Consider the following 26,997-nt stretch of genomic DNA (forward strand, 5'->3'; position numbering starts at 1 on the left):
TTAATTCAGCGATTGAGTCGCCGATGATTGGCGCTTCAGACTTAAAGCTACTCAAGGTACTCAGCCTACTTATCGACTATCCAAGTAATGAGCTGTTTTTAGGCGATACGCTTGCTGATTGCACAGAGATTGTTGCCAGATCAACGCTGATTAGCCCAGAAGTACGGACGCAAATCATCGACTTGATCGAAGATTTAATCGATACCGGCTCTCTTGAGGCGCAAGCGCGTTATGACGGTCTGTTTGAGCGCGGGCGTTCTTTATCACTATGGTTGTTTGAGCATGTACATGGCGAATCGCGCGACCGTGGTCAAGCGATGGTCGATTTGATGGGTCAATATCAAGAAGCGGGCTTTGAAATTAGCGTCAAAGAGCTGCCTGATTATCTGCCTTTATATCTTGAATTTTTAGCGTATCAAGCAACCATTATTGAAGACGACATTCAAATTCGTATGGATATCGCTGATGTTAGCCATATCCTCGCTTTGCTTGCCGCCAGATTAGAGGGTCGCGGTAGCTTGTATAAAGGCTGCTTCAATGCGCTATTGCAAATCGCTGGTAAACCGCTCGATATCGTTGAAGAGTACCAAGAAAAAATCAGCAAAGAAAAGCGTGATGACAGCTTTGAGGCATTAGACAAAGAATGGGAAGAAGAAGTGGTGACGTTTTTGGATGCGCAACAAGAAGAGCGCTGCCCGTCACAGACAAATACCCAAAATCTTGCAGCAAAAGCTGGTATAAAAAATGCCTCTGCTACAAATGCGGTCGATGCTCCAGTGCACTGGGTAGATTTTAAAACCAACCAGCCGGTTAAATCATAATAAGGAGAAAGGACATGAATATCGCAGATCCTAGTGTGCAGTCTTTAGCCAACCTAAACTGGCTACAAATTTTCCTTTTTGGCGTTTATCCGTATGTGGCATTGACCATCGCTATCATTGGTACTTGGGTACGTTTTGATTTATCTCAGTATTCATGGAAGACAGGCTCGACGCAGATGCTTAGAAGCAAAAACATGCGCCTTGCCAGCAACTTATTCCACGTTGGCATTATCGTGGTGCTCCTCGGTCATTTATTTGGTATGTTGACGCCGCATTTTCTTTATGACAGATTTATCAGCGCTGGGCATAAGCAGATATTAGCGGTGGTCGTTGGGGGTATCGCAGGGGTATTTTGTTGGTTCGGTTTGGTCATGCTCATGTGGCGACGCTTTACCGATGACCGTATCTCAAACACCTCATCATTCTCAGACAAGCTGGTACTGGTGCTGTTATTCATCCAGCTGAACTTAGGTCTGCTGTCCATCTTTACGTCAGTGAAGCATTTAGATGGCTATACCATGATGAATTTGGCAGGCTGGGCACAGGACATCACAATATTAAGACCTTTGCAGGCAGCGGCACGCATTGAGCAAACTGACTTAATTTATCAGCTGCATATGGCGCTCGGCATCACCCTGATTGCGATATTTCCGTTTACACGGCTTATTCATATCATTAGCGCGCCAATTTGGTATTTCGGGCGTCGCTATCAAATTGTCAGACAAAAGAACTCTCAGTAAGGCTATATAGCAGTATCTAAATGGAACGGCGTTTTTAACCCTATCCTCACCTAGATACTGCTCTTTACCCTACCTTTAACGATGAATCAACACGCCCTATATTTTAGAATTTCTATTACCAGAATCCTTAGTGGAGCAAAGCCATGACTGTCAGTACCTACAATCCAGCCGACCATGCGACCAACCAAAACGCTCATGTGCACAGTGGTAATCATCACAGCAATGGTAATGATAATCACAGTCATGCCGATCACACCCCTACTGGTCGCGGTGATGATATTCTTAGAGTAATGCCAACCTTGTCTGATTTGCAAAAACCGCATTCTGACCAAGAGTTCATCGAAAAAGCAATGGCGGAAGAGCGCAGCAACCATAAAAATCTGATTGCCTCTAGCCGTGATGAGCTGCCCTCAGTGACGGTCAATGGGGTGATGATAGATAGAACCAATATCGCCCAAGAGCTGCAATATCATCCAGCAGAAAACAAAGAAGACGCCGTCTTTTTAGCGACGCAAGCCTTAGTAGTGCGCGAATTACTGAGATTGGCGGTTTTAGATGAGCCAAGCCTTAATGAAGCGGCATGGGAAAACGACGAAGAGCAAGCTATTTCTACTTTAATAGACAAAAACGTTCAAGCAACGATGCCAGATATGGCAACCTGTGAGCGCTATTATAAGCAGAATATGACTGACTTTAAGACTGACCCCATTATGACCGTACGCCATATTTTATTGGCATGCCCGCCTGAAGATGGTGATGAGCGCTTAAAACTTAAAAAAACCGCGTACGAGTTTATCGAACAAATCAAAAATAACGCCAATCCTGATGCCGAGTTTATCCAGTTAGCACGCCAACATTCGGCCTGCCCTTCAAAAGAGCAAGGTGGCGAACTGGGTGTGATTAGCAAAGGTCAAACCGTACCAGAATTTGAAGGTGTATTATTTAAGCTCGATAAAGGACTTGCGCCAAGCCCTATCGAAAGCCGTTACGGTTTTCATATCGTTGAGGTGCTCAATAAAGAACCTGGGATACAGATGACTTATGAGCAAGTCAGCCCTGCGATCCATAACAAATTGAGCCAACAAGCCTTTCACCAATCATTATGCGATTACTTGTTTACCTTAGCGCATGAGGCTGATATCCAAGGTATCGAGATGACGCTTGAGCAAGAGAATATCTTCCGCGGCTAAGCAGTCCGCTGTCGGTCACTTAATTCTTATGTTATAAAGTAGCTGCTATGGTATAAAGGTTCTTGTGATACAACACCCTTTTTATGCTATGTGTCGTTCAATATCAATAACACAGTTCAATATTAATAAAATGAGTAGACGTTTATGATTACGGTTGCAGGACTTATCTCTGAAATACAGCAGCGCATAGAAGCTTATAATACTAACGACTATCCGCTACATAAAAGAGCGGTCGCAAGCTACGACTTATTAGACAGCCGTCATCATATATTGGCAGAAGATATTGTCTCGCCTTTTGCAATACCAAGACAAAATCTATCGGCGATGGATGGTTATGCGATCGCTAAAGACAGCCTACTCTCAGCAGACAGCACGATTGATATCGTGGGTGAATCACAAGCGGGCAGTCCTTATAGTGGCGACATTTCAGCAGGACAAGGGGTGCGTATATTTACCGGTGCGGTCGTTCCTGATAGCTGCGATACGGTCATCATGCAAGAGAACACCAACTTTGCCGCCATAAAAGGCAGCATTGATAAATCACAGCCTTATGCCATCACTCTAAGTAAAGACGCTAAGCATGATGACAATATCCGTAAACAAGGCGAAGAAATTGAAGCTGGCGAAGTGGTTTTATTAAAAGGTAAACGCTTAAATCCTAGTGATATCAGCCTATTGGCTAATTTAGGGCTCGATAAAGTCAATGTTTATCAGCCTTTAACCGTTGGTGTACTCGCAACCGGTGATGAGCTAGTGGCCATTGGCAATGAGCTGACGAGTTTGGCGCAAATCTATAACTCGAACACGCCTACCCTAAAAAGCTTACTCGCTGATTTACCCATTACTATTCGTGATTATGGCATTATCCCAGATGACTTAGATAAAACCACCGCCGCCGTAACCCAAGCCATGCAAGAGTGTGACGTCCTTATCTCTACGGCTGGGGTATCGGTTGGCGATTATGATTTTTTAACCACTGTCATTGGGCAGCTTGGGCAGATTAACCACTATAAAGTCGCGATGAAACCCGGTAAGCCATTTGTCTTTGGCGAGCTGACTAAAGATCTTGCCAAGCCCGTGCTATATTTCGGCTTGCCCGGCAATCCGCTATCGACCATCGTTGGTAGCCTACAATTTGTGATCCCAGCCTTGTGGCAAATGGCAGGCGCTGCGCCACAAGAGCGACCCATGCAGTTAAGTCTCACTGCAACGCTTAAAAATGATATCAAAAAATCAGCGGGACGGATGGATTTTCAAAGAGGCATATTATCCCAAAACGAACTTGGCGATTTCCAAGTTGAAAGCTTTACCAAGCAACAATCGCACCGTATCAAACAACTAAGCCATGCCAATTGTTTTATTGTCTTGGCACAAGATTCTGGCAATGTAGCCGCTGGTGAAACCGTAAAAGTGCAACCTTTCCCTTGGTTGCATCGCTGAATAATAGCTAAAAAGCTAAATAATTGCATCATTAATAACGGTATAGCTAAAAAGCTGCATGACTAATCAATGGTATAAAGCGTTACACAGTTAATCATTCTTTATACTGTTGATTAGCCATGAATCATGAGAAACTGCTTGGGGCGTATGTTGATTTTAAAAATCATAACCAAGTAGCATCTACTACTTTAGTGGTAGTTTTTGGGTCACTTACGGTGAATGGTTATTTGCTAGCAAGCTGTCATAATCGTGTTTAAATAGAACTTCCCACTCACAACCTGAGGCAACGCCTAAAAGTACACACTATACTTAATATTAATGGTAATCATCTATGAACCATCTTGCCCCTACCCTAGGTAATGCGCAATTGTATTCGCCTGCCGCTGCACCCGTTATTTTTGATGGTGACTCATCATCGAACGTTGCGACGAAAGCTGCTAGCACGTCGACGTATTTTCCGGTCACGCTCTCTCAACCATTAACCGATGGTTTCGCACGACGTCTCACCTATTTGCGTCTATCGATTACTGATTTCTGTAATTTTCGCTGTGAGTATTGCCTGCCAGATGGCTATCAAGGCAAACCCCCACAAAACGAGCTTAGCGTCACTGAAATTGCCAGGTTAATCCGCGGCTTTGCCGAAGTTGGCACTAAAAAAGTCAGAATTACTGGCGGTGAACCCTCTATACGCCGTGATGTGGTAGATATTATTAAAACCATCAAAAATACCGAAGGCATTGAAACGGTTGCCATGACCAGTAATGGGTATAAGCTTGGTAAGCACTTAGCTAACTGGCAAGCGGCTGGACTGAATCAGCTTAATATCAGTATGGACAGCTTTGATGCCGCAACCTTCCATAAAATGACTGGCTTTGATATGTTGCCACAATTACTGGCTGATATGGATACCTTACTGGCAACCACAGATATTAAGCTAAAAATAAACAGTATCTTAATGGCTGAGACTGCTTTTGAAAATTTGATGAATGCCATCGAATACATCAAAAACAGAGCGGTCACTTATCGCTTTATTGAATTTATGCAGACCAGTGATAATAGCGATTTATTTTTTGCGCAGCATGCACAGTCCGATATTATTACCAATTATTTATTAAAAAATGGCTGGCAAACCCATATACGTGGCAGCAACGATGGTCCAGCGATAGAATACAGCCATCCAGATTATAAAGGTCGTATTGGTATGATTGCCCCTTACGCTGCTCATTTTTGTGATAGCTGCAATCGCTTACGGGTTAGCAGTCAAGGCAAAGTACATTTATGCCTATTTGACCAAGGTAATTACGATATTCGTCAGCATCTGGAACAAGATGATGTCGCAGGACTTGTTAATACCCTCCATAGCTTTATGCCAATCAAACCTGAACATCATCATCTTCATGAATCAAACAGCGGCATGATGAATAATTTGTCGATGATTGGTGGATAAAATCAATAATGTATCAATAATAAAAACTTCTATTTCCATAACAAGCGTATTTATTAAGGATTATTCATGAGTAAGCTGCAAGCACCCTTTACCCCGCTTAATATCGCCATCTTAACGGTTTCTGATAGTCGTACTCTTGCAGAAGATACCTCAGGGCAGTATTTGGTTGACCAACTGACCACAGCAGGTCATCAGCTGGCTGATCGTCAGCTGATTATTGATGATATTTATAAGATCAGAGCCGTCATCAGCGGTTGGATTGCCGACCCAAATGTGCACGCTATTATCACCACTGGCGGTACTGGCTTTTATATCCGAGACAGTATGCCAGAGGCGGTTGGCGTATTATTTGATAAATCGGTCGATGGCTTTGGTGAAATGTTCCGCTTAATCTCAAAAGACGATATCGGCATGTCGACGATTCAATCTCGCGCTGTGGCTGGTATGGCAAATGGCACGGGCATTTTTTGCTTACCCGGCTCATCAGGCGCTTGCCGCACTGCTTGGGAAGGTATCTTACAAGAGCAGCTCGATAGCCGCACGCGTCCTTGTAACTTTGTGCCGCACTTTATGCGCACCAATCCAGGTCACGATTGATTCATGGTCGATGTTGCAGATAGATTAATCGAAGTAGATAAATGCAATCGCTTAGTAGGTATCGTTATTTTGGCGGGCGGCGCCTCCAAGCGTATGGGATCGCCAAAAGCTGAGCTTATCTTACCAACAGGTGAGCGTTTGCTTGATTATCATGTCAGACAAGCGCTTGAATTAAGTGCCGCGATGATGAGCGATCTACCTATTATGATTGCCGACAATGGACGTGGCTTTAGCATCCATGCAGATTTGACTAAGAAAAAACCACAGTCGTCAATTTTTCATATTGCTGACTATCTTTCGGTTGATAATATTTCGGTTAACAACATCTCTAGCAATGAATTTTCTAGTAATCATAATAAATCGATTGAAACCGGTGGCGCGTTGGTAGCGATTGAAGCAGCGCTACAATCATTAAAACGTTTGGCAAGTTCAAACCCATTAACGAAAGAGGCAAACTGGCAGCAATCTTGGCTGCTGGTCATTAGCTGTGATAGCTTGATTCCTATCAGCGATTTATGGCAAAAACTGCAACCTTATACCACGCAGGCTGATGGTAAATCTGTCATTTGTTTAACCGATGACAGCCATTTATATCCATTATTAGGTTTATATCGTTTAAGTATTGAACCTGATTTAAAGGATTATATTGACGATGGACAGCGGCAAGTAATGAAGTTTATTCAGCCAATTGTGCAGCCCGTCCCTTTCGCAAGAGATTGGCAGTATTTGACCAATTTTAATACGCCTAAAGATTTTGAGCATGCCTGTTTAGCTTTAAATAACTTATAAACTAAACGACTTATAAAAAGGTTTATTGAGAGAAACTAGCTTTCAGAAAAACTGACCATTTAAGAGAAATGAAAATGAATAGCGACCAAGTAAACAACAATAATAAAAACAATCAATCCGGCTTATCGCATTTAGATAGCGACGGTGATATCACCATGGTCGATGTGAGTGGCAAAACAGCGAGCACCAGAGAAGCACATGCAAGCGGACAAGTGGTTTTTCCCGCGGACATTTATAAGCAAATCAAAGCAGCGGACGGTATGACCAAAAAAGGTAGCATCACCCAAACTGCTCATATTGCCGGTATCATGGCTGCCAAACGCACCCATGACCTGATTCCACTTTGCCATCCTCTGCCCTTAGATAAAATTAGCTTAAGCTTTGAATACGATGATGCAAACCATAGCGTTACTGTGACTGCCACGGTTAAAGTCACCCATAAAACTGGGGTAGAAATGGAAGCATTAACCGCTGTCAGTGTCGCTTGCTTGACCATTTATGACATGACCAAAGCCATCTCACATGACATTGTGATTGATAATATCCATCTCATGAAAAAAACCGGCGGTAAATCCGACTATCAACATGCCTGAAAGTAATTTGAAAACTATAAAGTTAAGCAGTTCATAAATAAGGGAGATTGCTATGAGCACTTTAATAGAAAGCAATACAGATTCAGAGATAAATACCATGATGAATATTAACGTCTTATATTTCGCTAGCTTAGCTGATGAAGCCAATTGTCATGAAGAAACAGTCACTGTGCCACAGTCAACTTCATTGACCGAGCTGTATGAACAGCTGAGCCAAAAGCATCGCTTTAGTCGTCCGCAGTCGGAGCTACGCGTGGCAGTAAATGATTACTTTGCTAAGTGGACAGATGAGATTTATGAGGGTGATAGTGTGGTTTTTATCACCCCAGTGGCTGGTGGTTAAAACCATTTAAATATCATTTGTATCACTAAGAATCTTAAAAATAATACGAGAAAATGGTTATGACAGACAATGTACACGGTCAATCGATGAGCATTAAACGTACCATTGATGAGGCGTACCTCATCGCTGAACGTGATGGTTTTGCGCTGTTAGATACCAATATTGATGAAAGTCGTCTTAAAAGCACCCTTGATAATGACAGTTGCGGCGCGTTTGTCTGCTTTGAAGGGCGGGTACGCAATCATAATAATGCCAGTAGCGTCAATCGTTTGACCTATTATGGTTATGAAGACCTTGCCATCAATCAAGGTCGCGCCATTATTGAAGAAGCCAAAAAGCGCTTTGAGATTACCCATGCCATTGCCATTCATCGTATCGGTGCATTAGAGATTGGTGATGTCGCTATTTGGGTTGGCGTGGTTTCCGCCCATCGCTATCCTGCCTTTGATGCTTGTCGCTGGATATTGGATACGATTAAAGCCGACATTCCAGTTTGGAAGCAAGAATATTACCAAGATGATTCATCTAAATGGCTTAGTAATAATGGGTAATAATGGCTACTCAAAGCGATAGCTAACCTTTAGTAATAATAGTGAGCGACACTGGCGAGCAATAATAAGAAGGTTTTATAATAATGATTAAATTAATAACCATATCATCAGCTTGCTTAGTATTAACGCTAACCGCTTGTAGCAAAGAGCAAACCACTCAGCCAGTCCAATCAGATGTCGATAACACCACTGAGCAGAGTCAAACACTGCGCATCGCAGCGGCTGCCAACTTATCAGATGTATTGCCTGAGATTATTGCGGGCTATCAAATGGATAAAAACTTGCCTGCGCAAGAAATTGAGGTCAGCTATGCTTCTTCAGGTAAACTATATGCACAGATTGCCTCTGGCGCACCTTATGATTTATTTTTGTCCGCCAATCAAGAATTTCCTGCCAAGCTGGTCAAAGATAAATTAGATGACGCCAACTCTGCTGACAAAACAACCCACGAGCCGTTTACTTATACTCAAGGTCAACTGGCACTATATAGTGTTAATAAATCCCTTAAAGAACTCAATCCTACTACCTTAAACGTATTATTGATGTCTGAGTCTGATAGCAAAATCACCATTGCCAATCCAGAACTCGCCCCTTATGGCAAGTCGGCACAAGCCTATCTACAAACACAAAATATCTTTGACACTCTCACTGAGCAAAGTCGCATTATTCAAGCTGAAAATATCGGGCAAGCGTTTCAATATGCGCACACTGGTAATGTCGATTATGGCTTTGTCGCTCAATCACAACTGACAGCGATTAAAGCCACGCCTGAGCAGTTCTATACGTTAGCGCCAGACGCTTATCCTCCTATTTTGCAAGACGGGTTGGTGATTAGTGACACTACTGCCGCGACAGATTTTTCAAACTATCTGCGCTCACCTACTGGACAGCAGTATTTTTCTGACGCAGGATATCTCGCTATAGAGTAAGACAACTTTGATAAAAAATGTGCTCTAACGGTTCTCATCGGAGCGTTTAATACTGTCTGGACTGGCATCATAAATAGCCTCTAATTCTTCTGTTGTCAGATAGCGCTCAACGATAGGAAACAGTTCTCGTTCTTCAAAACGAATATGATCATATAGCAAGGTGGCGAGTTTTTTGACTTGTCCAACGGTGACGTGATTGCTTTGAGAGTGCGGCAAATCTCGAACCTCTGCCATGAGTGCATGCAGGGACTTGTGCTGCGCATCAAGTGTATTTAGTACCAATGCCACCTCAGGTTTGGAGCTGCTATGAGGCTGTAAGGCATGAGCCATTAGATTGTCTTCAATCTGAAAATGCTGTTGCATCTCGTTAATATAAGACGTGATATTTAGCCAATGCTCGGCAATTACGTTAGGTTCATCAGCACACTCTTTAGCATGGCGAGATAGATTTAGACCTAGATGATGTTGACGAGATAATGGTTGTAATTGTGCGACGCGTTTCATGATTAAGTACCTCAGTTAATCGACATAAAGCCCTATGTCAGTGGCATTTAAGGATTGTTATCTATGTTTAACTATATACTCATACTACACTTGTTAAGCGCTACTGTCTGGACAGGCGGTCACCTCATTTTGACCTTGGTGGTATTACCAAAAGCGCTATCATCCCGAAATATTGATGGTCTGATGCAATTTGAGCAGCTGTTTGAGAGGGTTGGAATGCCAGCTTTGGTGCTGCAAATAATCACTGGTCTTTGGATGGCCTACCAGCTATTACCCAACATTGCTGCATGGTTTAAACTTGATAATGATTTTAGTATTCTTATTAGTCTCAAATTACTATTATTGCTAATGACTGTTCTGGTTGCCCTGCACGCTCGTTTCTATCGAATACCCAGACTGTCTGTTCAGACCCTGAAAGGATTTTCAATTAATATCATATTAGTCACTTTGTTTTCTGTCGCCTTTGTTATCGTTGGCACGCTCTTTCGCACAGGTTTAAATTAGGATGTGTCATCGTTTAGGTTATTGATATGTCCTAATATCTTATTGAATTCAACCACCTTAACATCTTCTTAACAGCGTACTTGTTACTGTAAGGCATTACACTCCTTACCATCCTGTTGAGAAGTACTTGTATGTCAATATCTCAAGCCGCCAAAATCGATGCGCCCAAAGCCAATAAAAAAAGCCGCTCCCTGAGAAAGCTCTATGATCGTGAGATCAATTTCAATCATCTGATCATAGTTGTTTCTCTTTACTTAGTAGCGTCAGCGAATATTGGCTTTTTTGAGCAAGTACTCAGCGTTTATTCATTTAGCACAAACACGGGCTTTATTTTTTCCATCACAGGCTTATTATTTGGGCTGATGTGGTTGGTGTTGTCACTGCTGTGTTATCGCTCAACGGCAAAAGTAGTGCTCATCATAATGGTGCTGATTGCAGCTATCTGTGGTTACTTTACCGACGCCTACGGGACGATATTTAATCGTGATATGCTCATTAACGGCTTACAAACCGATCAAGCAGAAGCCATGGGATTAATGGCGCCCAGTCTATTTATTCGCCTGTTTTTACTAGGTATAGTACCTGCTTTCATGATTGGTAACATTCGTCTAAAGCGATTATCTTGGCAACAAGCAACCCTTCAAAAATCAGTCACCCTATTACTATCTATCGTACTGATAGCGATGTGTCTGGTACCATTTGGTGACCAATACGCCAGCTTTTTTCGCCAGCACAAAATAGTCCGTAGTTATGTCAATCCTATTACCCCTGTTTATTCTGTCATCAGACTGGGTACTGATTATATCGCTGAGCGCCGTCGTCCCGATACGCTAATCCCTCATGCCACAGATGCAAAACGCAGCATTACTAGCAACACTAGCAACACTAGCAACAGCGCTGTAAGACCTAAGTTGATGGTATTTGTAGTAGGAGAAACCGTTCGCGCTGACCATATTGGCTTAAACGGTTATGAGCGCAACACCACACCTTTGCTTTCAAAACAATCGGACATCTACAGCTTTAAAGACGCCTCGTCATGCGGCACATCCACCGCCTATTCAGTACCCTGCATGTTTAGCTACACCAATAGAAAAAATTATGACCCTGATAGCGCTAGCTATAATGAAAACGTGCTCGATACGCTACACAAGCAAGGCGTCAATGTCATTTGGCGAGACAATAACTCTAGCGCCAAAGGGGTGGCTGACCGCGTAACTTTTGAGGATTATAAAACAACCGCGCTCAATCCAGATTGTGATATTGAGTGTCGAGATATAGGCATGCTTGATGGTTTTGATAAACTGGTTAAGTCAGGCAGCTCACAGAAAGAGACACCTAAAGACACACTTATTTTGCTGCATCAAATGGGCAATCATGGACCCGCCTATTTTAAGCGTTACCCTAAAGATTATGCAGAATATCAGCCCGTCTGTATGACCAATGAGCTATCAAAATGCGACAACCAATCAGTTATCAATGGTTATGACAATGCCATTCGTTATACAGATTATTTTTTAAATAGTGTGATCGACACCTTAAAACCCTATGAGCAAGATTATGAAGTGGTGATGGTATATATTAGTGATCATGGAGAAAGTTTGGGCGAAAACAATATTTACTTGCATGGCCTGCCATACGCTATTGCGCCAAATGCACAAAAGCACGTGCCAGTGATTATTTGGTCACCGACTGGCAACGGCATTGATAGCAGCACTATTGATAGCAGCACTATTGCTAACAGTAGCCTAGCTAACATGATTGATCAACCCGTATCACATGATTTTATTACGCCAACCTTGCTTCAGTTTTTTGGTATCACCACTGACGAAACCAAAGCAGCACCCACCTTTTTTAAAGTGGATAATTGAATTCTTTATCATCGCTCCGCCTTTTTAGGTAATAATACTCATGTACAAGATACTCATCATTGAAGACAATCCCGATATCGTCGCCAATATTTATGCTTTTTTTGAGCCGAAAGGCTTTGAGCTAGACAATGCCCATAATGGCATTAGTGGCTTAGCGCTCGCATCGAATAATCGATATGACGTCATCTTGTTAGATGTCATGCTGCCGGGTATGGACGGCACTAAACTGTGCAAAAAACTCAGGGAAGAGCTGCATGACAAAACGCCAGTATTGATGCTGACCGCTCGCGATACGATTTTAGATAAAGTGGCAGGATTCGATAGTGGCGCTGACGATTATCTGGTTAAGCCTTTCTCATTGGTGGAATTAGAATCTCGTATTAAGGCTCTCATACGCCGACATAAAGATGATCATTTTGAGCATGGTTTAACTGTTGGCACATTGTCTTTAAATCATAGTGAGCATACGATTACACGTGAAGGTAAGTCGCTAAAACTCACACCAACAGGCTTCAAAATACTACATACCTTGATGAGTGCGGCGCCGCGCGTGGTTAGCAAAACCGATCTGGAAGAAAAGGTGTGGGGCGAAGACGTACCAAGCAGTGATGCACTGCGCACTCACATGCACGGGGTCCGTGCGCAGGTCGATAAGCCGTTCGATAAAATCATGATAGTCACGTTGCCCGGTGTCGGTTATCAGATTATTGATCCTGATAAAGCCTAAAAAATCATCGGCTGATGTCCTTATTTGACTTTCACAACGTCTTTCACAACGAAGTAAACACCATGTTTAATATCGACTCCATCGCCAATAAGTTTCGACTCTCCTACTTCTTATTTGCCCTATTACTGTGTGCCACTTTCGTCAGTATTTTCATGTATGCAGAAGTCAGAATGGAGCAACAGCTGGTCAAAGCTCGCTTATTGCAACAGTTAGAGCTTAGCCAAGAAAAAGAAGGCGATCAGCCTATTTATACCGCTGAACCGGGTATTAAAATTTATCGCTTCGATAACGCACCGAGCAATCTGCAAAAACTGGCCACCCAAACCGTACAAGAGATTCCCGTCACCGTCACCACTGAAAATGGTCAATCGACAACAGAGTTACATTTTTTTAATTATAAAAAAGACAAAGAAAACTACATTTTAACCTACTTAGAAAACACTGAAATGGTGATGGGGAATTACCCCGTTTTGGCCATATTTGAGCATTTAGAAGACATATTTGCCAACGCCCTAAAAGTAGCGGTCATTTTGAGCTTATTGATTGCAGCGATATTCTCATCGCTGTCCTCCAAGCAAATCATTAAACCTTTATTAGACTTAAAACAAGCCGTAGAAACAGATCATCGCAACTTGACGGAATTGACGCATCTGCCCTCCGAGGTTGGCGTGTTAGCACGCGCAATCGATGAAAAAAACCACAAACTTGAGCAGTACCTCAAACGCGAGCAGCTATTTACTGGTGATGTCAGTCACGAGCTGCGTACGCCTTTGACGATTATCATGGGGGCATCAGAAGTATTGTCCTCACAACTAGAAAACGACCCTCACTTGAGCGCATTTGCCACTCGTATCAGTACGACCGCCAAAGAAACCTCGGAGATTATCAGCGCCTTATTATTGCTGTCTCGTGCTCCTGAAAAACTGGATGCACCGCCAATGTCTATCAATGACATCGCGTTAAATGAAGTACAGCGCTTAAATTACTTGCTTCGCCATAAGTCAGTCACTTGTAAAATAGTCGCAGAACAGCTGTATGTCGCACACGTACGACCTGAACTGCTAAAAATGGCACTGGGTAATTTGATAAAAAATGCGTTTCAGTACACCGATGAGGGTGAGGTCATCATCACTATCGATGCTGAAAAAATCACCGTCACTGATACTGGTCTAGGTATTCCTGAGGTGATGATGCCGCTGCTATATGAGAGATTTGAGCGTCTAGAGCAGCAGTATAAAGACATCTCATTAGATACAGAATCGTTATCGGCAGCTGACGCCCATTATCCAGTAGAAGGCACAGGCTTGGGACTCAGTATCGTACAGCGCATCATGACACATATGGGCTGGCAGCTTACTCATCAAGTCAATCCGTTAGGTGGCAGCACCTTTATCATCAATTATCATTAGAGAATATCTCTATTTTAAAAAAGCTTAACGTTTTCTTAATGCCTGCCCGCTTATACTTAGGGCATGTTGAACATTCGACCATGGTTAAATAATTAAAATTTATCGCATACCTTGATATTAATAGACTGTGAAGCATTTGACATGAATAAAGCAAATCCTATTAATCTTGAAAACCAGTCGACGAGTGGTGGGGGTTTAAGCCCAATAACAGGCAAAAAACAACTGCTACCCCATAGCTATGCCAGTGAGGCCAAGGGTAAAACAGGATTTTACCGTATTATAAAAGCCGCTGGTTACTCTCTGGACGGCTTTAACGCAGCTTACAAATTTGAGGCGGCTTTTCGACAAGTATTTTGGCTCAATCTCATATTATTCATGGCTATTATATTGTGCCCTTTCACTATCAGCGTCAAAATGCTGCTGGTCGTCACTTCTTTCATATCATTAATTGTCGAACTCATTAATACTGGAATCGAAGCCAGTGTCGATCACACATCGACCGCCAAGCATCCACTGGCAAAGATAGCCAAAGATGTTGGCTCTGCGGCACAATTTTTGGCATTACTACTGCTATTTATCTTGTGGATGATGGCATTATTGAGTGTTGTATTTTGAAAACATATTCAGCCAATGGAGTCTGGCTTAAACTCCTATGTTTGACCATCATAGCGACACTGTTGTTTGAACATAGCCAATTAGACATTCATATTAGTGAGCTTTTTTATACTAATGGACACTGGCTACTAGAAAAAGGCACACAACCTTTTGCCTTTATTTTTTATGACTTGCCTAAATTGCTACTCATCTTGCTTGGCATTTATCTCATAGCCGTTCTAATTTTGAGACATAAACAGGATTCAGATATCAATCTGGTAATAAAAAATACTAAGTACGATAAACGGCTCACGCCTTTACCCACGCGTGAAATAAGTTATCTACTGCTTGTTTTAATTGCCGTTCCCAGTATGATTGCGCTACTCAAAGGTGTGACTCATGTCAGTTGCCCCAATCATTTAATACTGTTTGGTGGCAACCTGCCTTATCTAAATATTTGGCAAAATATAGTCGCTAATACGCCTGCCAAGTGCTTCCCAGCGGCTCATGCCAGTGCCGGATTTTCTCTATATGGCTTGGCATTTTTACCTACTCTGCATCAGTCTCGCTATAGAATATTTGAAATAGTCACGGTCGTAGGATGGACGATGGGACTGTATAAGATGCTGTTTGGTGATCACTTTTTTAGTCATACATTAGTATCGATGCTACTGTCATTGACCATAACCTGCGCACTTGCAACGCTATTTTTTAAATACCCCGCAGCGAATAAAGCCAACAGTATCAATGCTAATGGCAAAAAACCTGATGCGGCAAGCTTTCAAAAATCGTCGAAAACCCAATCTTAGCTGTTGGATAATAGCCAAATTGACAATGATATTCTTATAAAAACAAAGCTACTCAGTATTTGATAAATAATGTATAAATACGCCACCCTCAGCTTATTCCCATAAGCGACTGATTTTAAACATATTAAAATCAGTCGCTTTCTTAAAATTAAATCAAGGCTAGTAAAACCAAGACGTCGTTTAAGTTGAGAGTGGCGTGTATAAATAGTTATTACTGCCTGACTTAACATTGAGTAACAGCATGGATTGCGCTCATCGACGACGTTCTTTATTTATCAATAGCCCGCAAAGGAATGTAGCTATGAGCATCCTATCTTTTATTCTACAAAGATTACATCTCTACCCTTTACTGACATTGACACTGCCATTATTAATAATAAGCGCTGCACATAGCAGCCATGCCGCCAGTTATACCATCAATCCTGCTGGCACCCATGTGCGCTTTGCCATTGAACGCTTCCAATCCCCTGCCACTGCGGGCGGCTTTTATAATGTCCAAGGTCAACTGCAATATGACTCAAGTTTAAAAACTGGCAATATCTCCTTGGTCATTCCGATCAGCTCTCTAAATACGGGAAATAAAGCATTTAACCAGACTTTGACAGGCCCTAGCTTCTTTGATATGCAGCGCTTTCCATTGGCACGCTTTGATTCTAACAAATGGTATTTTAGCCAAGGCAAATCACGCCCAATGGTCACAAAAGTAGACGGTCATCTAACGCTGCATGGCGAAACCCACCCTATTAGCTTAACAGCGACTAAGTTTGACTGTTATCTACATCCCACGCTCAAAAAAGATATTTGTGGTGGGGATTTTACGGCGATGATTGATCGCACCAAATGGAATATCGATAAATATGCGTGGTTTGGCGTTACTAAAAACCTTCACTTAAACATTCAGGTCGAGGCAACCAAACAGTAGCAGTCCTTATCAGCGTTAATTTTATGACATTAATTTTTATAGCACTGCTTTTTAGGGTCTATCCTCATTTTAAATCTGGGCTAAAAATAGCTAAACGTGCTGAGGCGGTACGGAATACGTGCCAACTACGTGAGCCACCATATCGCGAGAGCCTTCAGAATAAAGCGCAACCTCGCCAACGATTAGCGTGCGACCTACTTTCATCAACGTACATTCAGCGATAATACGTGCTTCTGCTGAGGGTTTGCGCAAAAAATTAATGGTCAAACTCGTCGTCACCGTTAAGGGCACAATACCTATTTTACCAAGTATCGCCACATAGAGAGCCACATCAGCGATGCTCATCAATACTGGTCCAGAGACCGTACCACCGGGACGCAATTCATTGATACCAATATCGTGTGATAAGATCGAGCGATTGTCACCGACTGCCTCGATGACACATTTGGTTTGTGGAAACTCTAACGCCATAAAGGCGACAATTTCTTCTTTGGTTGCAGACATATCCCTTCCTTGGATTTTATTATCCTTAATCAATGCACCACTGGCGTACCTTCTGTACTAAATGCGAAGCCTTTATTGCTAAAATTACCAATCATCACCGCCTCAATGACAGGCTTGACCGTCTCGTCTATCCCTTCGACTTCGATGATAAAGTTGGCGCCCGATCCGCCTTTATCCTCTTCTTTTTCGACGATATAATTGAGCGTGGCCATTGCTGGAAGCTCAATCGGTTTGTTTAAATAGGATTTTATAAAGGTTCCATCAGTGCCATAGTAGTCAATTTTATTGATATACAGTGATTTTTTTAGTGTGGTATTGCGTACACTCAAAGTCGCTGATAGCAAGACTTTACGATTGTCTCTATCGGTATAGATGTCAGAATAAATGGGCACATAAAAGGTTTGTTTATAGGCAAACTGGCTACGATCAACCGCTGTTGTCATCTCCAGCTCTTGAATGGGGTCTTGATGTTTTTCTGAATACAACACGTTCGGGTCTTGCGGCGTCTGGTCACAGCCTGACAACAATGCCATCGTCGCAAGCAACAAGATGGATATAGTGCGCTTACTCATAAGTTTCCCCTTTGCCTTTTCATGTCACGGCTGTTGCAAATGTTTATTTGATTTTTACACCGACACTACGCAGAAACTCGTTGATATGCTTGTTAGCACCGTAGATGACCAATACGTCTTTATCTTGCAATACTTGCTCAGGCGCCGCCAAACCTTTAATACTAGGCTTACTTTGCGTACGACCAAAGCTGTCTTCATAATACTCATAGCGCAGGGTACTAAGCAATCGAATATTGAACTTTTGCTCCAACTGCAAGTCGTCAACGGTCTGACCAATCAACGACTTGGGAATGCTAATCTCTACCATACTGAAATGATCACTCAGCTCAAACGAGTCGACGAAATAACGTAGCGACAGCCGTTTGGCCCAGCGATTGGCCGCCTCTTTTTCAGGATGAATAAGGTCGTCCACACCGATAGCTTGCAACACTTTTTCGTGCAGTGGATTGATACTGCGACTGATCAAACGTTTTGCTTTGAGAGTTTTAAATAATGCCGTCGCCATGACGTTTGCGCCTTGGTCTTCACCGATTGCGACAATAACGATATCGGTGTCGACAATCGGTAAACCATTGACGGTATATTCATCCGTAGCATCCATACAGATGGTATGAGAGATGACTTCCTTATACGCCTCAACCTTTTGCATGCTGCTGTCAATGGCAATCACTTCGTGCCCCTGACGGGTCAACGCCATGCCTAGCGATGAGCCAAAGTTCCCTAACCCTACGATGATATATTTCATAACCTTATTAACCTTTTTCAGTATTTTTAATGATGAAATGGCTTATTTACGACCATTTAATTGATCGTGATTTCTTCAGTTGGATAGCGATAATTGCGTTGGCGTTTATTTTTAAGTAGGGCAATAAAGATTGTCAACATGCTGACACGCCCAACAAACATAATGACTGACACCACCATTTTGCTAAAATCTGATAATTCTGTCGTCAAATTCAGACTTAATCCCACCGTGCTGTAAGCTGAAAAACACTCAAAAACCACCTTGATTAAATCAAGCTCTGGTTGATCATAGCTGATGAGCGTCACCCCCATACCGATGACCAATAAAGACAGCCACATAATAGAAAATGCACGGCGAATCGAGATGTCAGCAATCTGCCGCTTAAAGACCTCAACATTGGTCTGACCACGTGCCAAACTCAAAGTATTTAACAAGGCAATCGCAAACGTACTGGTTTTGATACCACCGCCCGTCGAGTTTGGCGAGGCACCAATCCACATCAAAAATATCGTCAACATAATCGTGGGAAACGCGAGTTCCCCCATGTCGATGGTATTAAATCCTGCGGTTCGCGGCGTGGCAGCAGTAAACAGCCCTGTGACAAGCTTACCGAAAAAACTGCGATGGTCTGCCAGCACATTGTTATATTCAAATATCATCACACCGATGAGACCTACCAACAATAAAGCGCCCGTCGTAATCAAGGTTATGCGGCTATTAATATTGAGCAACCACGGTCGATAAATATAACGCTGATCATGGCGATAGATCAGGCGCTCGGCACGATCACGCAAATAACGCAACACATTGACCACAATGACAAAACCCATGCCACCAAAGATAAAGGTCGTGGCGATAATCAGTTGTAATGGGTAATTAAAACGTAGCGCGTCATCATACATGCCAGCGCTAAATGTAGAAAATCCAGCATTACAGAAAGCAGAAATCGCATGGAAAACAGAGAAGAATAACTGCTCAGACCAATCCATATCTGGTATGTCATAAATACTGATATAAATGAGTGCCGCAGCCACTGCCTCAACGGCAAACGTCACATATAGGATGGATTTGAGGGTCGATACCACATCACCCATGCCGCGCATGTAAGACATCTCACTGATGCTCGCCTGCGTCTCATAACTGACACCGCCCTTAAAGAAATAACTAAAATATGTCACAAAGGTCAAAATACCCAAGCCGCCGATCTGTATCAGCCCCATGATAATGACTTGCCCAAAAGTTGTGAAATAAGTCGCCGTATCTACCACGATGAGACCAGTCACACAGACAGCACTGGTCGCGGTAAAGAGCGCATCAATGAAAGACAGCGGCTGCGTCGTTGCATTGGGCATCATCAGTAGCAATGCACCGACCAATACCAATGACAGGAAGCTTAAGATAAAAAACTGTGCAGGGTTTAGAAAGGTACGATTGAGATTAAAATCGTGGTCAGATATTTCACGAATGAAGGTCACAAAGACAGCAATTTTGATGGCAACAAAGCCATCAACAGCGACCGACATTCCAGAGCGCACCAAATCAGTGAAATGTGCTGCCAATAGGATAACAATCGCGATACTGGTCAGTAAGTCAAAGACGGCGACTTTATTTAGGGTCAGCGGCTTTTTGCTATAGAGGTAACGCCCTGCAGTCACAACAAAGCCTAAAAAAATAATCGCCAGATAAAAAATATGGAAAACCTGTTGTAACCACATCGGCAGCGTGAAACCACTGTCTAATAAAGCAATGGCTACGCCGATAATACTAATAACAATCGTGACATTATTTAACAATCGATAACGCTTGGCTGCATGCATCGCCCTAATCCATGATAGGAATAACCACGATATTTATACTCCTTTTTTGTGTTACTCACAAAAACTGATTTGAGATAATCGTAACCAATTATGATGCCCTGTTGAACACTCATACCTAGCCATGCTGATTGCTAAAATGATTGTAGCTAAATCATAGATTGGCAGTGACGGTAATATTTACGTTTTAACGAGGTTTTGTGAAGTTGGATTAGATAAAAAAATGATTATTGTGAGGGTCGCATAGTGGCATTTCTACATAGCTACATTTTTGGATAGTTGCAGTGCAAACATATGCTCTAGTAGGGTCATTAGTTTATAGGTTGGCGTATTTATGAGCGCTATATCCTAATGGTCATCTTTACGTAGTTTCTGTCGATGTGGTCGCCATTTTCACCCCGCCCCATGTCACCAAACCAACGCCCAGTGCGATCAATGAAGCACCCAAAAACAGCCCTTCTGGCGGCATCTCACCCTGCAAAAAAATAGCCACTGGCACACCGACAACTGCGCCGACCGAGCCTAATAAACTTAATAAAACAGGACCGCCGGTTTTTTGTAATAAAAACAACAATAAGAATTGACCCGCAAATACGGCGGCTTGTATGCCAATCAAACCTAGCGGCAACCAGTCTAGCGGCATTTTGACTGAAAAATTAGGCAATACACTAAATGACAGCAGCAACAGCGACGCCGCGACTAGCATACCTGGCGCGAGTGCACTAGGTGATGCCTTATCAGGCCAGCGTAAGGTGCGATATATATTACCAATAGCCAATAATACTGGACCGCAAAGCGCGATCAAAATCCAAGAAGTACTGGCGTCTGGCGTCGAAAACTTACGTGCTGCCAATACTCCTGCGCCAAGAAGCGCCGCGGCCACACCCAAAGCACGGACGATATTAAATCGCTCCATCCTCAGTGCCAATGCGCCAAGATAAGTCAGCAATGGTGGAAGCGAGATAATGAGCGCGACGAAACCTGCACCCACATGTGGAATAGCTGAAAACAGTAGTAAATTAGAGCCAGCAACACTGATGAGCGCGGCCACAAAATAGTATTCAAAACTACGCGCATTTAAGGGAGGTAATTCTTGCCGTATGAATGCAACGATCAATAAAATAGCAGCAGCGCCCGTGATGGACCAAAAGAGAAATGCCAGTGGTGTAATACCTATCTCACCAGCATATTTTGCCAAATTGGTAGAAATACCAATCAGACCTCCTCCGCCTAACAAGCAAGAAAAAGGGATGAGCCATGTGCTGGTGTTGCGAGAAGCTTGCTGTTCTAAAGACTCACTCATCAACTATCCCATTGGATGGTGACGCTGATGACGATAGCTCATCAGACAAACCTAAATCTAAACCCTGTACCGCCTTATGTGCTGCGTCGATAGCACCAGCAATATAACCGGGGAATGACTCTGACCATTCACTAGCGCTACCCGTTAGGCAGTCTTGCCATACCCCTGTATTTGGCTTGGCGGTCGGTGCGACAGCATGTTGAGCGGCACCACTGGCATCAGCAGGCGTCGCGGTCAATGAATCTTGCGCCCAATCTTTCAGATACTCAGCCGTTGGCGTCTCTGCCTGTGCGCCAAATAAACGTACCAACTGCGCTCGGCAATGGGCTTTTAGCTCTGTTTCAGAGACGCTTTGACGGACGTGAGCAGGAACCCCAAAGAAGCCAAATAATGCACCTTTGCCCTCTACCAAGGACGCATCGTGAATCTCAGTAAGCGGTCCTACTGCACTTCGCGCTGAACCCGATAGTCCTTGATTGCGCCAAAAGGGTGAATCATAAACCGCCACATATTTGGCATGTGGCGCCATCCATGTCGCGGTCTCTTGCCATTCTGTTATCAACGCCTGTGGTAAAGCTGGCTCGAATAGAAGATTAGCCGCCGCCAAACGAGGCGGTAGCGCAAGGAGCACATGCTGCGCTCGATAAATAGGTAACTGACTGGCTGTCACTTGTTCAGCGTTAAGTTTGCATTGTATTTCGATATATTGGTCCATTTTGGTCAAGTGCTCAACCACTTGACCCGTCATGATGCGCTTAGGATTTAAGCGCGCATACAGAGCGTCAGTCAAGGAGGCCATACCACCTACAAGGCGCATAGAAGGCGGCGAGCTTTGATAGCCTTGGGTGCGAACAGACAACTCATTGGCGGCACGTTCCACCATCATGTCGCCATCCTCGAACTGCGCAAAACGTGGTAAATCTAACGCCTCAATAACACTACTTAACTGCGGCTGATACTCTGGCCAAAACCATGATGGCCCTAAGTCGAAGCCATCGTTTGATTTTTCATTATCGACACTTTGACTACTAGCATTCTGATCTACTGATGATTTCGCAACAGCGATGCGCCCGCCCAATCTATCACGCGCCTCAAGCAATATATAATCGATGCCTCGTTGCTCTAACAAAAACGCTGCATATAAGCCACTCAAACCACCACCGATGATTGCAATAGGTAGGTTTTGCATAACAAATCATTCCTGCTTAATTGAAGCTATTCAGTATTGAGATTATTCAGCCGACAACTTGGTAAGCAGCTCGTCTATCTCAACCTTAAATTCTTTATCTTCAATCTTATTAGCCGTAATTTTGGCATTCTGTAGATTTAGAATAGCCGCATCCTTTTCACCCATTTCGATCTGTAGAACCGCCATAGAAAAGGCAATCGATGACATGTGGTCTTTCGAATTAATCGCAGTCGCTTTGGCTAAGGCCTTGTCATAAATAACTAAGGCTTCGTCTAAATCTTCGGTAAAGTCAGCCAATGTTTCCCACTGTTCTGGATGGTCTTTATCGGTATTTTCATTATCGTTACAAATGGCTTCTAATTCGGCATAAAACCCATCAAATGCTGCTTGATTGCCTATACGATCAGCTTCCAATAACTCTTCAGCTAAAGTATAAATTGCTTTATAAATTTTGGTATTAATCATTGCTCATAACCTTTTATGAATTAGGATCTATGGTACTTGTTTTTCAGCCAAGAGTACTTGGCGAATATTACTTGGTAAACAGTGCTTAGCTGGGATTATAACGCAATTCCACTAGCCAAAATGACTGACACAAAAAAAGGATGCGATAGTCGATATCACACCCTTTTTATTCATCAAACTACTAATCATTTTTTATCTGCTTAAAAGCTCATTATCTTGGTGGTTTGATCGACCATTAACGCCCCGATGTCAGCAGGATCAGCAGCACTCACGCCGTCAATCAGTGCCGACTGGTCAATACCCTTACCTGGTAGATAAAGTGCACAAACCTCAACCTTGGTATTGGTATTCTTCATGACCATTTGCATCAAACCCTGTGGGCTCATATTTTTAGGCGGTTGTGCTGTGGTCACACTTTTGGGTGCGTCACGGAGTGCCATATCACCGGCTGGACCGCAGAGCAATACTCGAGTATTGGCACCTTGCTGCACGGATTGCATAGTTAGCACCATAGACATGAGCTGCACTTGAGCATCCTCTGATGTCACATTTATTAACACCGATGGCGTCGGTTTTTTAATATCAGGAATGACGTCACTCTTTTGTGACATAGCATTGGTCGCTGTACAGCCAACCATCAGTGAGGCGGCGCTTATAGCAAGTGCAGTAGCAACTATCCGTTTCATCATCTTCTCCATTTATCAACAATCATTAAAATCATCGCTATTAAATTATACACTAAAATATATTAATAAAAGGTATAATATTATTTATGATAAGAAAGTTATGATAAGAAATACAATCTGTGGCGTGTCCTCATTTTGAGAAGAAAAGAATACAGCACTGCGATCAACTCAATTCGCGCCAGTGCAACCACAACCGCGTATCAAGCTCAAACTGATGATACTCTGGCTCCATATGACAGCATAATTGATAAAAAGCTTTGTTGTGCTCATGCTCTTTAAAATGCGCCAACTCATGCACGACGATCATGCGTAAAAACTCAGGCGGCGCTTCTTGAAACAAACTCGCCACGGTGATGCTGTTGTGCGATTTCAGCTTACTGCCCTGTATGCGAGACTGGGTGGTATGAATACCTAGCGCATGTTTGAGGACTGTTAATTTACTGCTATAACTGACATTCGATAGCTGTCCCACTTTGCGCATATATTGATTTTTTATCTCATTGATATACTGATAAAGCGCCTTATCACTTTTTATTTGGTGCTGAGTGGGATACTTTTTTTCTAGATATGCGCCCAATTTACCATCGCTAATCAGCAATGCCGCTTGGGTCTGAACTTGCTCAGAATAATGAGCGATGTACTTTAATGTGGTCACAAACTTATCCTTTGCTAATATTTCGAAACTGATAATCCGAAACGTATCTTTATATATTTTACCCTATATCTACTGATTTTATTTTTCATAAAACAACCCCATAAGCTGCATTCAACTTATGGGGTTGTTTGTTACGATATTTTTACTTAAGTGTTTTTACTTAAATATTCAGGACGTGTTGATAAATCAATTAACGCTCTAAATGTAGGTACTGCAAATGGCGCTCGTACTGATTTAAGATATCGACCAACACTTGCTCTTTGGAGTAACCAACCAAGTCATACTCTTGCGAGCCTTCACTTAAGAACACTTCGGCACGATAATAGTACTCTGCATTCTTAGTTGAGGTGCTCAATGTAAAGTTAGGACGCTCCGCTTTGATCAAATTCACTTCATAAATAAAGTCGTCTTCATCACCGTGTCCAACCCGTAATTTTAGACCATCTATTTGACCGCTACTCTCATCCATGCCTTCATCTATATCTTGTCCGATATGTTCAGGGTTACGGATGTCCAAAGAAGTTTTTAGACCGCCTGCCGCAAATTCTTTTTCAACTTCTGTCATGGCAGGTCTAACCACATTTTGTAAAAAGCGTTCAACTTGTGCATGTCTAGGGAAACTGACAATGCGTTGCAAGCGTGCTTTCCAGCTCTTACCACTATCAAGCACATTAGCCGTACCAATCGTACTGGCCTTACGTTTATTACCTTCTTCTTTTAATGATCTCCACATCGACATCATATAGAGCACAAGAATGAGCGAGAATGGCAAACCAGCAATCACAGATACTGACTGCAATGACGCAAAGCCACCAGCAAATAATAGTCCTAAAGTGATAAGACCTGTTGCTGCTGCCCAAAACAGACGCAACCAAACAGGTGCGTCGGTATCATTGGTCATGCCGCGTGAGCTCAAGTTCGCTAATACTAACGCGCCTGAGTCCGCTGAGGTCACAAAGAATACTAAACCAATAACCACACCTGCCAATGAAAAAGCATCGCTATAAGGGAAGTATTCAAACAAGGCAAACATACCCATCGCGGCGTCATTAACGGCGATTTCACCAAGCTCAGTGGCACCATTGGCAACCAAGTCTATCGCTGAATTACCAAAGATAGAGAACCAGGCAAAAATAAAACCAAGCGGAATAAACATCACGCCAAATACAAACTCACGCAAAGTACGACCACGGCTAATACGCGCGATAAATAATCCTACAAAGGGTGCCCAAGCAACCCACCATGCCCAGAAAAATATTGTCCAGCCTGATTTCCAATCAGCACCAGCAGTACCGTCATAGGCATAGACATCAAAGGTTTTAAAAATAATAGTCTGAAAGTATTGACCAATATTTTGAGTAAAGGTATTGAGCAAATAAACCGTATTACCCAGTACCAATATGGCCAATAGTAGCAATATCGACGATAGCATATTAAATTCAGATAAACGGCGTACGCCTTTTTCAACGCCGGTCATGGCAGAAATAGCGGCAGCAATAACCACGCCTAAGATAATCAGGCTCTGCACCATTTTGCTAGATTCGATACCGAAAACATGAGTTAAGCCGGCATTGGCCTGCAATACCCCAATACCTAAGCTAGTGGCAATACCCATCAAGGTACAGACGACGCCAAAGGTATCAATACCATCACCAAGCCAGCCTTTGATTAAGCGCTCGCCAAAGATAGGTGTCAGCGGTGAACGTAATGCGAGTGGCATGTTTTTACGATAAGCAAAATACGCCAATGCCATACCGATTAAGGCATAAATGCCCCAACCATGAAGACCCCAATGTAAAAAAGTTTGCGACAGTGCTTCGCGCATCGCTTCTGCACTGGCAGGCTCCAGCCCCGTATGCGGCGTCAAATAATGCATCAATGGCTCAGAGGCACCAAAGAACAGTAAATCAATACCAATACCCGCAGAGAACAGCATCGCGGCCCATGCTAGGAAAGGAAACTGGGCTTTTTCGTGATCTTGCCCAAGCTTGATATCGCCGTATTTAGAAAAACCAACAAATAGTGCAAATATACTATAAGCGGCAACCACCAGCATGTAATACCAGCCAAAACTCTCTGATACCCATGCCATGCTTGAGCTTAATAGTGCCTCACTATAATCTGGAAACGCAATCGTCCAGATAATTAATAAAATAGAAATAATAGCTGAACCTAAAAAAACCGTCTTGTTTAGAGTCAGGGGTTTCGTCGCATCTTTTGATGGCGAGCTGTACATAAAAGACCTCAATAGGTAAATTAAACAGGGTCTGATATTGATTTGTCCGTC

Annotated in this window: 29 protein-coding genes; 18 read left to right on the forward strand and 11 right to left on the reverse strand. The window is 42.9% G+C overall.

The window, feature by feature from the left end; genetic code table 11:
• The first annotated feature begins 23 nt into the window (after nucleotides 1-23).
• The 11 genes from narJ to modA all read left to right on the forward strand — a co-directional run bounded on the left by narJ (nucleotide 24) and on the right by modA (nucleotide 9,440).
• The gene (gene narJ / locus JMW64_RS09715; protein WP_201555114.1) at nucleotides 24-821 is read left to right on the forward strand and encodes a nitrate reductase molybdenum cofactor assembly chaperone; all 798 of its coding nucleotides are present in this window, start codon (nucleotides 24-26) and stop codon (nucleotides 819-821) included.
• Between the two features lie 14 nt (nucleotides 822-835).
• Nucleotides 836-1,561, forward strand: coding sequence for a respiratory nitrate reductase subunit gamma (gene narI, locus JMW64_RS09720; protein WP_045447153.1), 726 nt, complete (start codon nucleotides 836-838; stop codon nucleotides 1,559-1,561).
• Nucleotides 1,562-1,851: 290 nt separating this feature from the next.
• Nucleotides 1,852-2,751, forward strand: a complete 900-nt coding sequence (locus JMW64_RS09725) for a peptidylprolyl isomerase (RefSeq protein WP_406947504.1) — start codon at nucleotides 1,852-1,854, stop codon at nucleotides 2,749-2,751.
• A gap of 144 nt (nucleotides 2,752-2,895) precedes the next feature.
• Entirely contained in the window at nucleotides 2,896-4,191 is a 1,296-nt protein-coding gene (locus JMW64_RS09730; RefSeq protein ID WP_201554472.1) for a molybdopterin molybdotransferase MoeA, read from the forward strand.
• Between the two features lie 331 nt (nucleotides 4,192-4,522).
• Nucleotides 4,523-5,638: a GTP 3',8-cyclase MoaA gene (gene moaA, locus JMW64_RS09735; protein ID WP_201554484.1), complete on the forward strand. Its 1,116-nt coding sequence runs from the start codon at nucleotides 4,523-4,525 to the stop codon at nucleotides 5,636-5,638.
• 66 nt (nucleotides 5,639-5,704) lie between these two features.
• Nucleotides 5,705-6,235: a molybdenum cofactor biosynthesis protein B gene (moaB, locus tag JMW64_RS09740; RefSeq protein ID WP_060491600.1), complete on the forward strand. Its 531-nt coding sequence runs from the start codon at nucleotides 5,705-5,707 to the stop codon at nucleotides 6,233-6,235.
• Nucleotides 6,236-6,238: 3 nt separating this feature from the next.
• The gene (gene mobA / locus JMW64_RS09745) at nucleotides 6,239-7,024 is read left to right on the forward strand and encodes a molybdenum cofactor guanylyltransferase (RefSeq protein ID WP_201554485.1); all 786 of its coding nucleotides are present in this window, start codon (nucleotides 6,239-6,241) and stop codon (nucleotides 7,022-7,024) included.
• A 74-nt stretch (nucleotides 7,025-7,098) separates the two neighbouring features.
• Nucleotides 7,099-7,617: a cyclic pyranopterin monophosphate synthase MoaC gene (gene moaC / locus JMW64_RS09750; protein ID WP_201554486.1), complete on the forward strand. Its 519-nt coding sequence runs from the start codon at nucleotides 7,099-7,101 to the stop codon at nucleotides 7,615-7,617.
• 52 nt (nucleotides 7,618-7,669) lie between these two features.
• Nucleotides 7,670-7,960, forward strand: coding sequence for a MoaD/ThiS family protein (locus tag JMW64_RS09755; protein WP_201554487.1), 291 nt, complete (start codon nucleotides 7,670-7,672; stop codon nucleotides 7,958-7,960).
• A gap of 59 nt (nucleotides 7,961-8,019) precedes the next feature.
• Nucleotides 8,020-8,511, forward strand: coding sequence for a molybdenum cofactor biosynthesis protein MoaE (locus tag JMW64_RS09760; protein ID WP_201554488.1), 492 nt, complete (start codon nucleotides 8,020-8,022; stop codon nucleotides 8,509-8,511).
• Nucleotides 8,512-8,594: 83 nt separating this feature from the next.
• Nucleotides 8,595-9,440: a molybdate ABC transporter substrate-binding protein gene (gene modA, locus JMW64_RS09765; protein ID WP_201554489.1), complete on the forward strand. Its 846-nt coding sequence runs from the start codon at nucleotides 8,595-8,597 to the stop codon at nucleotides 9,438-9,440.
• Between the two features lie 24 nt (nucleotides 9,441-9,464).
• Here the strand turns inward: modA and JMW64_RS09770 are convergent, their stop codons facing one another.
• Complete coding sequence (locus JMW64_RS09770) at nucleotides 9,465-9,944, reverse strand: hemerythrin domain-containing protein (protein WP_201554490.1); 480 nt, start codon at nucleotides 9,942-9,944, stop codon at nucleotides 9,465-9,467.
• A gap of 63 nt (nucleotides 9,945-10,007) precedes the next feature.
• Between JMW64_RS09770 and JMW64_RS09775 the strand changes: the two genes are divergently transcribed.
• From JMW64_RS09775 to JMW64_RS09805, 7 genes are all read left to right on the forward strand, one after another.
• Nucleotides 10,008-10,448, forward strand: a complete 441-nt coding sequence (locus JMW64_RS09775) for a CopD family protein (RefSeq protein ID WP_201554491.1) — start codon at nucleotides 10,008-10,010, stop codon at nucleotides 10,446-10,448.
• Between the two features lie 131 nt (nucleotides 10,449-10,579).
• A complete protein-coding gene (locus JMW64_RS09780; RefSeq protein ID WP_201554493.1) occupies nucleotides 10,580-12,316 on the forward strand; it encodes a phosphoethanolamine transferase in 1,737 nt (578 codons plus the stop codon).
• A gap of 40 nt (nucleotides 12,317-12,356) precedes the next feature.
• Nucleotides 12,357-13,043 carry a response regulator transcription factor gene (locus tag JMW64_RS09785; protein WP_201554495.1) on the forward strand — a complete coding sequence of 229 codons (687 nt, stop codon included), beginning with the start codon at nucleotides 12,357-12,359 and terminating at the stop codon, nucleotides 13,041-13,043.
• A 62-nt stretch (nucleotides 13,044-13,105) separates the two neighbouring features.
• A complete protein-coding gene (locus tag JMW64_RS09790; protein WP_201554498.1) occupies nucleotides 13,106-14,452 on the forward strand; it encodes a sensor histidine kinase in 1,347 nt (448 codons plus the stop codon).
• A gap of 141 nt (nucleotides 14,453-14,593) precedes the next feature.
• On the forward strand, nucleotides 14,594-15,067 hold the full coding sequence (locus JMW64_RS09795; protein ID WP_201554499.1) for a diacylglycerol kinase: 474 nt from the start codon (nucleotides 14,594-14,596) through the stop codon (nucleotides 15,065-15,067).
• Entirely contained in the window at nucleotides 15,064-15,855 is a 792-nt protein-coding gene (locus JMW64_RS09800; RefSeq protein ID WP_227694166.1) for a PAP2 family lipid A phosphatase, read from the forward strand. The genes JMW64_RS09795 and JMW64_RS09800 overlap by 4 nt, the downstream gene beginning before the upstream one ends.
• Nucleotides 15,856-16,156: 301 nt before the next feature.
• A complete protein-coding gene (locus JMW64_RS09805; protein WP_201554500.1) occupies nucleotides 16,157-16,777 on the forward strand; it encodes a YceI family protein in 621 nt (206 codons plus the stop codon).
• Between the two features lie 90 nt (nucleotides 16,778-16,867).
• Here the strand turns inward: JMW64_RS09805 and JMW64_RS09810 are convergent, their stop codons facing one another.
• From JMW64_RS09810 to betT, 10 genes are all read right to left on the reverse strand, one after another.
• The gene (locus tag JMW64_RS09810) at nucleotides 16,868-17,281 is read right to left on the reverse strand and encodes a PaaI family thioesterase (RefSeq protein ID WP_087814476.1); all 414 of its coding nucleotides are present in this window, start codon (nucleotides 17,279-17,281) and stop codon (nucleotides 16,868-16,870) included.
• Nucleotides 17,282-17,310: 29 nt separating this feature from the next.
• Nucleotides 17,311-17,853 carry a DUF3124 domain-containing protein gene (locus JMW64_RS09815; RefSeq protein ID WP_087814475.1) on the reverse strand — a complete coding sequence of 181 codons (543 nt, stop codon included), beginning with the start codon at nucleotides 17,851-17,853 and terminating at the stop codon, nucleotides 17,311-17,313.
• A 43-nt stretch (nucleotides 17,854-17,896) separates the two neighbouring features.
• Nucleotides 17,897-18,598: a potassium channel family protein gene (locus JMW64_RS09820; RefSeq protein ID WP_045447178.1), complete on the reverse strand. Its 702-nt coding sequence runs from the start codon at nucleotides 18,596-18,598 to the stop codon at nucleotides 17,897-17,899.
• Nucleotides 18,599-18,654: 56 nt separating this feature from the next.
• The gene (locus JMW64_RS09825) at nucleotides 18,655-20,415 is read right to left on the reverse strand and encodes a TrkH family potassium uptake protein (protein WP_201554501.1); all 1,761 of its coding nucleotides are present in this window, start codon (nucleotides 20,413-20,415) and stop codon (nucleotides 18,655-18,657) included.
• 358 nt (nucleotides 20,416-20,773) lie between these two features.
• Nucleotides 20,774-21,715 (reverse strand): DMT family transporter, encoded by a 942-nt coding sequence (locus tag JMW64_RS09830; RefSeq protein ID WP_201554502.1) that lies wholly within the window; start codon nucleotides 21,713-21,715, stop codon nucleotides 20,774-20,776.
• Nucleotides 21,708-22,904 (reverse strand): flavin monoamine oxidase family protein, encoded by a 1,197-nt coding sequence (locus JMW64_RS09835; protein WP_201554503.1) that lies wholly within the window; start codon nucleotides 22,902-22,904, stop codon nucleotides 21,708-21,710. The genes JMW64_RS09830 and JMW64_RS09835 overlap by 8 nt, the downstream gene beginning before the upstream one ends.
• A gap of 42 nt (nucleotides 22,905-22,946) precedes the next feature.
• A complete protein-coding gene (locus JMW64_RS09840) occupies nucleotides 22,947-23,369 on the reverse strand; it encodes a tetratricopeptide repeat protein (protein WP_201554504.1) in 423 nt (140 codons plus the stop codon).
• A gap of 200 nt (nucleotides 23,370-23,569) precedes the next feature.
• Entirely contained in the window at nucleotides 23,570-24,058 is a 489-nt protein-coding gene (locus JMW64_RS09845) for a hypothetical protein (protein ID WP_201554505.1), read from the reverse strand.
• Between the two features lie 160 nt (nucleotides 24,059-24,218).
• Nucleotides 24,219-24,710 carry a M48 metallopeptidase family protein gene (locus JMW64_RS09850; RefSeq protein WP_045447188.1) on the reverse strand — a complete coding sequence of 164 codons (492 nt, stop codon included), beginning with the start codon at nucleotides 24,708-24,710 and terminating at the stop codon, nucleotides 24,219-24,221.
• 190 nt (nucleotides 24,711-24,900) lie between these two features.
• Complete coding sequence (gene betT, locus JMW64_RS09855; RefSeq protein ID WP_201554507.1) at nucleotides 24,901-26,946, reverse strand: choline BCCT transporter BetT; 2,046 nt, start codon at nucleotides 26,944-26,946, stop codon at nucleotides 24,901-24,903.
• Nucleotides 26,947-26,997 lie beyond the last annotated feature (51 nt).

It is taken from the genome of Psychrobacter immobilis (assembly GCF_904846065.1).
GTDB lineage: Bacteria > Pseudomonadota > Gammaproteobacteria > Pseudomonadales > Moraxellaceae > Psychrobacter > Psychrobacter immobilis_H.

Coding starts and splice junctions, on each gene's coding strand:
- moaC (WP_201554486.1), top strand. CDS start 7,099: ATGAATAGCGACCAAGTAAACAACAATAATAAAAACAATCAATCCGGC.
- JMW64_RS09825 (WP_201554501.1), bottom strand. CDS start 20,415: ATGCATGCAGCCAAGCGTTATCGATTGTTAAATAATGTCACGATTGTT.
- JMW64_RS09820 (WP_045447178.1), bottom strand. CDS start 18,598: ATGAAATATATCATCGTAGGGTTAGGGAACTTTGGCTCATCGCTAGGC.
- JMW64_RS09780 (WP_201554493.1), top strand. CDS start 10,580: ATGTCAATATCTCAAGCCGCCAAAATCGATGCGCCCAAAGCCAATAAA.
- JMW64_RS09785 (WP_201554495.1), top strand. CDS start 12,357: ATGTACAAGATACTCATCATTGAAGACAATCCCGATATCGTCGCCAAT.
- JMW64_RS09810 (WP_087814476.1), bottom strand. CDS start 17,281: ATGTCTGCAACCAAAGAAGAAATTGTCGCCTTTATGGCGTTAGAGTTT.
- JMW64_RS09840 (WP_201554504.1), bottom strand. CDS start 23,369: ATGATTAATACCAAAATTTATAAAGCAATTTATACTTTAGCTGAAGAG.
- modA (WP_201554489.1), top strand. CDS start 8,595: ATGATTAAATTAATAACCATATCATCAGCTTGCTTAGTATTAACGCTA.
- JMW64_RS09725 (WP_406947504.1), top strand. CDS start 1,852: ATGCCAACCTTGTCTGATTTGCAAAAACCGCATTCTGACCAAGAGTTC.
- JMW64_RS09755 (WP_201554487.1), top strand. CDS start 7,670: ATGAGCACTTTAATAGAAAGCAATACAGATTCAGAGATAAATACCATG.
- JMW64_RS09760 (WP_201554488.1), top strand. CDS start 8,020: ATGACAGACAATGTACACGGTCAATCGATGAGCATTAAACGTACCATT.
- mobA (WP_201554485.1), top strand. CDS start 6,239: ATGGTCGATGTTGCAGATAGATTAATCGAAGTAGATAAATGCAATCGC.
- JMW64_RS09790 (WP_201554498.1), top strand. CDS start 13,106: ATGTTTAATATCGACTCCATCGCCAATAAGTTTCGACTCTCCTACTTC.
- JMW64_RS09730 (WP_201554472.1), top strand. CDS start 2,896: ATGATTACGGTTGCAGGACTTATCTCTGAAATACAGCAGCGCATAGAA.
- JMW64_RS09805 (WP_201554500.1), top strand. CDS start 16,157: ATGAGCATCCTATCTTTTATTCTACAAAGATTACATCTCTACCCTTTA.
- JMW64_RS09830 (WP_201554502.1), bottom strand. CDS start 21,715: ATGAGTGAGTCTTTAGAACAGCAAGCTTCTCGCAACACCAGCACATGG.
- betT (WP_201554507.1), bottom strand. CDS start 26,946: ATGTACAGCTCGCCATCAAAAGATGCGACGAAACCCCTGACTCTAAAC.
- JMW64_RS09835 (WP_201554503.1), bottom strand. CDS start 22,904: ATGCAAAACCTACCTATTGCAATCATCGGTGGTGGTTTGAGTGGCTTA.
- JMW64_RS09770 (WP_201554490.1), bottom strand. CDS start 9,944: ATGAAACGCGTCGCACAATTACAACCATTATCTCGTCAACATCATCTA.
- moaB (WP_060491600.1), top strand. CDS start 5,705: ATGAGTAAGCTGCAAGCACCCTTTACCCCGCTTAATATCGCCATCTTA.
- JMW64_RS09845 (WP_201554505.1), bottom strand. CDS start 24,058: ATGATGAAACGGATAGTTGCTACTGCACTTGCTATAAGCGCCGCCTCA.
- JMW64_RS09775 (WP_201554491.1), top strand. CDS start 10,008: ATGTTTAACTATATACTCATACTACACTTGTTAAGCGCTACTGTCTGG.
- moaA (WP_201554484.1), top strand. CDS start 4,523: ATGAACCATCTTGCCCCTACCCTAGGTAATGCGCAATTGTATTCGCCT.
- JMW64_RS09815 (WP_087814475.1), bottom strand. CDS start 17,853: ATGAGTAAGCGCACTATATCCATCTTGTTGCTTGCGACGATGGCATTG.
- narJ (WP_201555114.1), top strand. CDS start 24: ATGATTGGCGCTTCAGACTTAAAGCTACTCAAGGTACTCAGCCTACTT.
- narI (WP_045447153.1), top strand. CDS start 836: ATGAATATCGCAGATCCTAGTGTGCAGTCTTTAGCCAACCTAAACTGG.
- JMW64_RS09795 (WP_201554499.1), top strand. CDS start 14,594: ATGAATAAAGCAAATCCTATTAATCTTGAAAACCAGTCGACGAGTGGT.